Annotated in this window: 6 protein-coding genes and 1 pseudogene; 2 read left to right on the top strand and 5 right to left on the bottom strand. The window is 61.5% G+C overall.

Going from position 1 to position 8,072, the window contains the following annotated elements; all coding sequences use genetic code 11:
* The first annotated feature begins 60 nt into the window (after positions 1 to 60).
* Positions 61 to 447, top strand: coding sequence for a hypothetical protein (locus tag Q0Q36_RS21655; protein WP_293801352.1), 387 nt, complete (start codon positions 61 to 63; stop codon positions 445 to 447).
* A gap of 28 nt (positions 448 to 475) precedes the next feature.
* Here Q0Q36_RS21655 and Q0Q36_RS21650 read toward each other — a convergent pair whose 3' ends face one another.
* From Q0Q36_RS21650 to Q0Q36_RS21640, 3 genes are read right to left on the bottom strand one after another with little or no spacing between them, the layout of a single operon-like run.
* Complete coding sequence (locus Q0Q36_RS21650; protein WP_293801350.1) at positions 476 to 1,279, bottom strand: hypothetical protein; 804 nt, start codon at positions 1,277 to 1,279, stop codon at positions 476 to 478.
* Positions 1,280 to 1,322: 43 nt separating this feature from the next.
* Positions 1,323 to 1,595, bottom strand: a complete 273-nt coding sequence (locus Q0Q36_RS21645) for a hypothetical protein (RefSeq protein ID WP_293801348.1) — start codon at positions 1,593 to 1,595, stop codon at positions 1,323 to 1,325.
* A gap of 54 nt (positions 1,596 to 1,649) precedes the next feature.
* Positions 1,650 to 2,672, bottom strand: coding sequence for an IS1595 family transposase (locus tag Q0Q36_RS21640; protein WP_293801347.1), 1,023 nt, complete (start codon positions 2,670 to 2,672; stop codon positions 1,650 to 1,652).
* Positions 2,673 to 3,561: 889 nt separating this feature from the next.
* On the opposite strand from Q0Q36_RS21640, the pseudogene Q0Q36_RS21635 reads away from it, so the two are divergent.
* Positions 3,562 to 3,927 (top strand): annotated as a pseudogene (locus Q0Q36_RS21635) (SDR family oxidoreductase); the annotation flags it as partial.
* A 545-nt stretch (positions 3,928 to 4,472) separates the two neighbouring features.
* On the opposite strand, the gene Q0Q36_RS21630 reads toward Q0Q36_RS21635, so the two are convergent.
* Together Q0Q36_RS21630 and Q0Q36_RS21625 are read right to left on the bottom strand one after the other, a co-directional pair.
* On the bottom strand, positions 4,473 to 5,342 hold the full coding sequence (locus Q0Q36_RS21630) for a hypothetical protein (protein WP_293801345.1): 870 nt from the start codon (positions 5,340 to 5,342) through the stop codon (positions 4,473 to 4,475).
* A 289-nt stretch (positions 5,343 to 5,631) separates the two neighbouring features.
* Positions 5,632 to 8,040 carry a response regulator gene (locus Q0Q36_RS21625; RefSeq protein WP_293801343.1) on the bottom strand — a complete coding sequence of 803 codons (2,409 nt, stop codon included), beginning with the start codon at positions 8,038 to 8,040 and terminating at the stop codon, positions 5,632 to 5,634.
* Positions 8,041 to 8,072: the final 32 nt, after the last annotated feature.

Below are 8,072 nucleotides of genomic sequence, written 5' to 3'. Positions count from 1 at the left end.
AGTGGCCTGCTTTTACTCCGCCACGATGGCCTGGAATCCGACCGCCGTTGACACGAGGAATTGACGGCCAGGATTCAGACGATCAACGGGCAGGTCGCTGCGATCGACCAGGTGATCGCGATCTATGATCCCGCCTACGCATCGCAGGGATCAGCGCCCACAAAGCCGCGGCGACCCAAGGTATCCCAGCAGCTCCCGCCGGAATTTGCCCGGATCAACAAGAGTGAGGCATCCCTCGCGGCGTTGCGCGATGCCGGCCGTCCCATTTCGACGGCGGATTGCGCCAGCGCGGTTGCTGAGCGTCACGGCCTTCCCGGGAACGGCCCGGCCATGTCGTTGTTCGTGACACACGTTTCGGCCGCGCTGAACATCCTCTCGAAGCGCAACCGCGTCCGCCGGGTGGGAACAGTCGACGGCCGAAAGCACCTCTGGGAGATCGCGGCCTAGGCCTAGACCTAGACCTACGAGAAGGCTCCTATCTACCCAACCGTGGCAAATCCACGCCCAGAGAGATCAGCTCGCCCCGAAGATCGCGAATGGGTTCTTCTCGACCCAGGAGGGCTTCGAGAGTACCCGGCTCGGCGTACAACTCGAGCGTATCGACATCAACATCGACGTCCGCTCCATCTGCCACGGCCCTAGCCAGCACAGCCTCGGCAAGCGTCTTACGTTCCGTCTCTTCGGGCGCGGCAGCATGGAAAGCGATGCTGCCATCCTCCGCTGGAGCGGTCTTGATGACGGGTCGGCGACTCATCGTCTGAACGTGTTCGGAGACTCGGCCGCGAAGCGCCAATAGAGCAGCCTCGATATGCCGAAGGTCCTGCTTGTCCTTGTCCCGGCTTCCTTGCTTCGTCATTCGAAGGCCTTCGAGATCAAGAACGTTGATGTCGAGGCCCGCATGACGCACCCGCCTCACGTTGGGCCGGAGATCCTCGAAGGTGAGGCCGCATGCCTTGGGCATGACGTCGACGATGAATTCGTCCGCCACCCTGATGACCCCTGGTTCGTCATCGTAAACATCGGTACCCGCTACGGAGAACGGATCGTCGGCATCCTGCATCAACTCCGCGGCCGCGCCATCGGGAAGCTCGGAGAGTGCGGCAATCCAGCGCCGATTGTTTTCGGGGCTGTTGACGACAAGGATATCGACGTCGCCAGTCTGACGGACGAGGCCATTGAAGCTCAGCGCGTACCCGCCGACCAGGACGTATTCGGCACGATGCTTTTCCAGCAGCCCGAGGAGGTGGAATACGTCCTTCCAATCGGCCGGGCGAACCATCTCGACATCGGAATCTTCGGTCCGAGGGGCGGCTGCACCTGGGTCAGCGTGGCCCGCGAGCCAATTCCAGAGATCTTTCCACCATGCCATCGACGGTCCATCGCTCCATATCGGCGTTCGCCTCCTCATGCGAGCGATAGCGATACACGCCCTTGCGAATAACCCGTGGTGCGCGGCGCGAGTTGTCGACGCTGGCTTCGATCTCGGCCTCGGTGGGGCCTCTCATGCCAATTTCAGGTACTCGTCGCTTTCCGATTACACGCATTTTGGCCTCCGCAGCCATCCCGAGAATGGCGTCAGGCATGGCATAGGACAAGACGATCCTAACCAGCTTGTCAAACACGGCGTTCGTGAGACCTAAAGGCAGCGATCACGCCGCGGCCCTCTCTTCCCAGACCAGCTCGGGCGGCTTGTTGCCCTGCCAGTAGCCGCACAGGTATCGCGACGTCGGCCGCTTCAGCGCCTGCCCCAGCAGGGAACGCGTCAGCCCGCCATTGCTCATTCGTCGCATGTCCTCGCGCCAGGCGATGTCGGCCGCGTACCAGTCGAGATATCGCGTCGAGAAGCGGTGGTGGATGCCGACATAGGCCCGCTGGATTCGGCTGAAGAAGCTCTCGATCGTGTTGGTGTTCGTGCCATCCGCCGAGGAATACGCCTCGGAATGGTTGACCCGTCCCATGCGGTTCAGGCCGACGACGTCGTTGTAGCTGCCGTGCTCGTCGGCGAAGACCTTCGCGTTCCGGGAAACGTGATCCCGGACGGCGGCCCAGGCGGCATCGCCATCCTCCTCGCGGACGACCCGGGTGAAGGTCCGCCCGAACATGCCGCGCTGTCGGATCGCCAGGACGCAGAGGCGGTCAGGGTTGCGGTTCTCTTTCAGTCGCCGATCAACGCGATCCTCGGCCTTGTTCTTGGGGCGGACATGACCGCCGGCGTACTTGCCGTCGATCTCGACTTCCCCGTCGAGCACCATCTCGTCGCGGCGTGAGGCCACGGTCTCCCGCAGCTTCATCAGGAGCACCCAGGCCGTCTTGTACTGGACGCCGAGCTCCCGGGAGAGATGAAGGGCGGCCTTGCCCTTGACGGAGTTGGCGACGAACCAGATCGCGAAGAGCATCTTCTTGAACGGCAGCTTGCGCCAGGCGAAGGCCGTCCCGGACGTCACCGTGAAGACGGAGCCGCATTCCTTGGCGGAGCACTTGAAGCGGCTCCTGGTCATCTCGTAGCAGCGCAGGTTGCCGCAATGCGGGCAGCAGGCCTCGCCGCCCGTCTCAGGCCAGCGGGCCTGCCGGAACCACCTGTAGGCCGTCCTCTCCTGGATCTGGGAGAGCTCGGTGATCGTCAGGTCGCGGACCTTGGGCGAAAGCAGGAAGTGCTGGCCGGGTCTCTCCATGGCTCAGCGCTCCCCTCGAGGCGAGGGAGAGCGGTATTTCCCAGCCCCCGGCGAAGGCAGGGACCGCGGACACCATGGCGTTGATCATCGAGAAGGGCATGTTCGGATTCCGGTGCGGCAGCAGCGATGGCCGCCATGGCGGCGGCCGTAATCGGTCGGGCTGTCATATGTACCGGGTCATGTCGGCGCCTATGCCAGGAGGCGGCGCCGGAGTCGATCGGTCGAAATGATTGAGGTTAACCGGCCTTGACCAACACTTGGGGGAACCAAACCATTGTCTCTTGGCTTCCTGCCAATTGGAGACTCTCGTGAGAGACGATGCTGCCGCGATTGCGTACGAGAACAGGCTGAACAGCGACCCCCATTTTGCGGCACGAAACAAAAACAGGAGGCCCAAAAATGAATTGCCATGCATTATTCGGCGCGTCGAACGCGCGATTGTATATTTCGACCGGATATCCGACCTGATTTGGTATCTTGGGCAACCCGGCGGGTTCTTTGGCGTAGCTCCTCGAATGTCCGTGAATGGTCGTCTGCTGGGATTTTGGTGGATATTCAACGGAAGCGCTTATTCAGACGCTGATTTGCCAAGATACAGCATTAAATCTCTTGTTGGGAGGGGAGTGGAGTACAACCGCGCAAGGGATGAAGCTCAAACCATAAGAGCGTGCAGCCATGCTCCGGATAATTTTGTCGGACATTACTCTTGTGAGCCGGATGGATTCTCAGAACGGTTCGCGGCCGTAATAGCAAGATATCAGAGCTCATCGAATTCGAGCCCTTCGACAAGCTGAAGGTGCTTGTCGACGTCTCGATCGTTCGATTCGACTAAAACCCTTTCATATCAATCAATTATATGAATTTCAGTGGTTTTTGCTACCTAATGCCGCTTAATAGCGGGGCAGCTATTATCAATTGTACCTCTGTGACGAGCTACCATGGCTCCCAGGAGCTGCTCGATTATAGCTCGACCAAAGGAGCGATCGCTTCATTCACCCGTGCGCTTTCCCAAAACTTGATTGGCAAAGGCATCCGCGTCAATGCGGTCGCGCCCGGACCGATCTGGACGCCGCTCAATCCTATGGGTGGAGCCAGCAAGGAGAAGCTGCGGCATTTCGGCGAAGGTACGCCGATGAAGCGACCCGGCCAGCCCAACGAGGTCGCGCCGAGCTTTCTGTTCTTGGCGTGCGACGATTCCAGCTACATGTCCGGCCAGGTACTCCACCCGAATGGCGGCACGGTCGTGAACGGATAAATCAAGCACGCACCCGGCGGCTTCGACCGTGGGGCGGGCCTAAGAGACCACCACGATCGCGCCGTCCGGCTCTTTCGTCGTCTGGAATTGCGCTTGGCGCGTCAGGTCTTCAGCTTTTCCCAGCGGCACCTTTCAATGCGCCTTCACGGAGGGAGGGTGGACGAAGATCAGACGATGCCGGGCTCGATATGGCGAACCGGCTGGGTCGATGGAAGCGGGCCAGAAACCGGCGCCGCCTCCTTAGTTCGTTTGCGACTCCTTCGCATGTGGACCTGCGGGAGGGGTGTCCTGGTCCTTCGCTCGTTGCTTCTGATTGCCCTCGGAGATGACCTTAGGTCCCTTCATCGCATCGTCAGCAGTGTCTTCGCGCTTTTCGGGCGGCCGCTGGTTCGGCTCCGTGGGGCCGTTAGTGCTGCCGTTTCGGTCGATCATCGCATGCCCTTTCTGAAAGTGCTGCTGGAGCAACGCGGCCGTGCTCCGATCGTTTCGGCTGATAAAAAAATGCCCGGCTCCAGACGGAACCGGGCTTGCGCGGGCGCGATGGATCAAAGTGTAGGATCGACCCGCAGGTTCTCGTCGCGATGCTCGCCACCGAGGGTTGCTGCCCAAGCAGCTGCAGCCGCCCCCACCAGCAAGGCGGCAGCGGTCAGGAAGGCGGTCAGGACCGCAATCTTGCGCGCACGTTCCGCCGCTTGCTTGGCGGTTTCTTTGGCCTGCGAGAGCCGGGCATAAGCGTCGTCGATGCGCTTCTGCGCATCCTGCTCGCTGATGCCGGACCGCGCGGCGAGCCGCGATGCGAGATAGTCCCGGTCGCCCTGCTCGACCTTGCCGTTCTTGAGCGCGTTGACGAAAATCCGGGAGGCTTCGTCACGCTCCTGTGCGGTCGGCGGCTGCTGACCATTTGCGCGCATGACATTGTCGAGCGCCATAGCGAGCGGATCGACATTCTGCGAAACCAGCGAAGCCATACCCGAGCTCGCGCTGGCGACACCGCTGGCCGCGGTCTTGGCCGCGCCGAACAGCGACGACGTCGCGACGATGGTGATCAGCAGCGCGCCCGTCGCCCACACAAGGAGGCCATGGGTCGCGTCCCGCACCTTGCGCTCCTCGCCATTGGCGTCGAAGCTCGGCTGGCGCATGCGCCCTGCGAGGTAACCTCCGGCCATGGTCGCCGAGGCCATGACCCAAAGTGCCCAGAGAGCACCTGCGATCGCCAGGGCGGTGGCGCTGGAACTCTTCTCGAAATCGGCGGAGACCATCGACAGGCCGATGGCCGAGCCGAAGACAGTCATGATGGTGGAGATGGCGGTCGCGATCACCGCGCCGCCGATGATCGGGCCCCATTGCACATAGGAGCGGTTCTCCTTGCTAACGGTGACCGGGGCGACGACGACGTCCGTTCCAGACATGGACATGGCAAACTCCTATCGAAGACCGAGGAACGACAAGATGGCCATGATGACCACTACGAGACCGACGAGATAAATGATGCTGTCCATGAGCCCCTCCTGCTGGCGAGCGAGTGTGAGGGCGAAACGGCTGGCATCGCGGATAGGTTCCTAGAGCGCAGGCTCCCGACCCGCCGCAGCCTCTCAAAGGCGCTCCTGTTGGCTTGAAAGACTGGCAAGCGGAGTTGTCGCCTCCCGACTATGGCCGAGGCGTTTGCAAGAATGTTCCGATCGCCGGGCAGATTATCTTACGGAGCTACGAGTTCCGTGCTCTCGTGATCGCACTGATGATGGCTGACGGGCTGTAGGGCTTGGAGACCAGCACCTCGCGGGTGACGTCGATCTCCGAAGTGTCACCCGTCGCGAACACCACGCAAAGCGAGCCGTTCCGCTCTCTCGCCTGCCGCACGAGTTCGACGCCCGAAGCGCCTGGCAGCTTCACATCGGTGACAAGCACATCGATCGGCAGATCCTGCAGGATCGATAATGCCTCCTCGGCGCTGCCTGCTTCTACGATGGAGAATCCCGCATCTTCGAGGATATCGCAGGTGTTCATGCGGATCAGGGCATCATCCTCGACAATGAGGATGGTAGCTGGCTGGGGTGTGGCCGGTTCGGAGCCCTTAGCCTCTGCCGGTATCTGTTCCGCCTTCCGAGGGGAGCGAGTCTTCTGCGTCGCAAGCACCAGCCGGAGCTTTCGCGCCAGGGCCTCCCGCGTATAGGGCTTGGACAGGAGTTCGACGCCCGCATCCAGGCGGCCCCCGTGAACGATCGAGTTTTCGGTGTAGCCCGAGGTGAAGAGCACGGCGAGGTGCGGCAAGCGCTCGCGTGCGATGCGAGCAAGCTCGGGACTCTTCAATTGCCCGGGCATCACCACGTCGGTGAACAACAGGTCGATGGCGACTCCACTTTCGATGACGTGAAGTGCGCTTGTCGCATCGCTCGCCCGCAGAACGCGATAGCCGAGATCGGTCAGAAGCTCGATCACCGTGCCGCGGACTTGCTCGTCGTCCTCGACGACCAGGATCGTTTCGGTCCCACCCGCGATCGGGCTGTTGTCGACGGCCGTCTCGACGGCCTCCTTCTGGAAGGAGCGGGGCAGATAAAGCCTCACCGTGGTTCCGTGGTCGAGCTCCGAGTAGATCTTGACGTGACCGCCTGACTGCTTGACGAAACCGTAGACCATGGACAGGCCAAGTCCGGTGCCTTTTCCCTCCGGCTTTGTCGAGAAAAACGGATCGAAGGCCTTTGCCAGCACCTCGGGCGACATGCCGGAGCCCGTATCGCTGACCGCAAGCATGACATATTGCCCCGCCGCGACATCGCTATGTCTGGCAGCATAGCTGTCGTCGAGATGGGCATTGGCCAAGTCGATCGTCAGCTTGCCCGATCCGTTCATGGCATCGCGCGCATTGATAGCCAGATTGAGCAGCGCATTCTCGACTTGTGTCGGGTCGATCTGGGAGTTCCAGAGCCCGCCGCCCACGACCGTCTCGATCTCGATGCCCTCACCGAGCGTGCGGCTTAGCATGTCGTCCATGCCACGAACCAGGCGGCCGAGATTGACGACCTTCGGCTCCAGCGGTTGTCGCCGGCCGAAAGCGAGCAGTTGCGAAGCGAGCTTCGAGCCGCGGGCGACGCCGGTCATGGCATTGGCGATGCGGCGCTCGGCCTTCTCGTCTCCAGCGACATCCTTGGCCAGGAGCTGCAAATTGCCCGAGATCACCTGCAATAGGTTGTTGAAGTCATGCGCGACGCCACCAGTCAGCTGACCGATGGCCTCCATCTTCTGGCTGTGGCGCAAAGCCTCTTCCGCGGCGAGCAGCTTTTGAGTGCGTTCCGCCACGATCTGCTCGAGTGTCTCATTCAGCTTGGCCAAGGCGAGCTCGGCCTGGCGGCGTGCCGTAATATCCTGGAACAGGACCGCGACCTGCCGCTTGCTCGCGGGCTCGATGCGGATGGCAGCCAGTTCCAGGAAGCGGCCGGTGGCGACGAGCTCCTGTTGGAAGCGGATGGGCATACCCGTACGGAGCACGGCACCATAGCGCTCCACCCATGAATCGGCCTCGGCTCCGACCATCTCGCGAAGCTTCTGGCCAACGACATTCGGGATTCCGGCATGCCGGGCGTAGGCGGCATTGGCCTCGATATGGATGTAATCGCTGTCTGCGCCGTGCGGCCCGTCGAAGAACTCGATAATGCAGAAGCCTTCGTCGATCGCGTCGAACAATCCTTTGTAGAGAGCGGTGCTCTCGGACAGTCGCCGTTCGGCCAGGCTCCGCTCGGTGGTATCGCTTCCCTGCACGAAGATGCCGGTCACTCTGCCCTGCGGATCGATGAGCGGTTGGTAGACGAAATCAAGGAATCGCTCGGAGATTGGACCTTCGGACTGCCCCTGTATGGCAAACCGCGCGCCCCACGCCGTATAGGCTTTGCCGGACTGGTAGACTTCATCGAGAATCCGGACAAAGCCTTGCGCATCCGCTTCGGGAAGCGCTTCAGCGACGGTCTTTCCAATGACGTTGCGGCCATCCACCAGCTTCAGATAGCTCGGATTCGCCAGCTGGAAGCGATGCTCTGGGCCTTGCAAAAGCGCCATGAAAGTCGGCGCTTGGTCGAACATCTCGGAGAGGATCGAGGCGATATTGACGTCGCTGGCGGGCAAGGCCGTTTTCCTGAAAACGCAGAGTGGTTGGT

The organism is uncultured Allobosea sp. (assembly GCF_945957345.1).
Classification (GTDB): Bacteria; Pseudomonadota; Alphaproteobacteria; order Rhizobiales; family Beijerinckiaceae; genus Allobosea.
This window is presented reverse-complemented; position numbering and strand designations above follow the sequence as displayed.